The sequence below is a fragment of the Streptococcus cristatus genome, assembly GCF_003943465.1.
GTDB classification, from domain to species: domain Bacteria; phylum Bacillota; class Bacilli; order Lactobacillales; family Streptococcaceae; genus Streptococcus; species Streptococcus cristatus_C.
Genome location: NZ_RJPR01000038.1, coordinates 1 through 699, shown reverse-complemented (window position 1 = coordinate 699; position 699 = coordinate 1). Strand labels below are relative to the sequence as shown.

General features: G+C 42.2%; 1 protein-coding gene. It reads left to right on the top strand.

Annotation, left to right across the window (positions count from 1 at the left end; translation table 11 throughout):
- Positions 1–699 (top strand): SSURE domain-containing protein (locus D8793_RS11775; protein ID WP_185761206.1); only part of this gene is annotated, 699 nt, incomplete at both ends.

Here is a 699-nt window from a genome sequence, read left to right as displayed (position 1 = left end):
AGGTAAAGACGGCCAAGCCCTTCTTGACCAACTTCGTGCTAATGGTACATATGCTTACCAAGCGACTGTTAAAGTCTATGGTGCTAAAGATGGAAAAGCAGATTTAACCAATCTCGTAGCTACAAAAAATGTAACTGTTAACCTGAACGGCCTTGTTTCAAAAGAAGCAGTCAAAGACTCAGTCACTAAAAATATCAAAGACCATATTGATGTCCCAGCCAGCTACCTAGAAAAAGCAAATGTTCCTGGTCCATTCTTGGCGGGTGTCAATCAAGTCATTCCGTATGAAGCTTTCGGTGGAGATGGTATGTTGACGCGTCTCTTGCTCAAATCTTCTGACAAGGCACCTTGGTCAGATAATGGAACAGCTAACAATCCAGCCCTCTTGCCACTTGAAGGCTTGGCGAAAGGTCAATACTTCTACGAAGTGGATTTGAACGGCAATACTATAGGTAAAGACGGCCAAGCCCTTCTTGACCAACTTCGTGCTAATGGTACATATGCTTACCAAGCGACTGTTAAAGTCTATGGTGCTAAAGATGGAAAAGCAGATTTAACCAATCTCGTAGCTACAAAAAATGTAACTGTTAACCTGAACGGCCTTGTTTCAAAAGAAGCAGTCAAAGACTCAGTCACTAAAAATATCAAAGACCATATTGATGTCCCAGCCAGCTACCTAGAAAAAGCAAATGTTCCTGG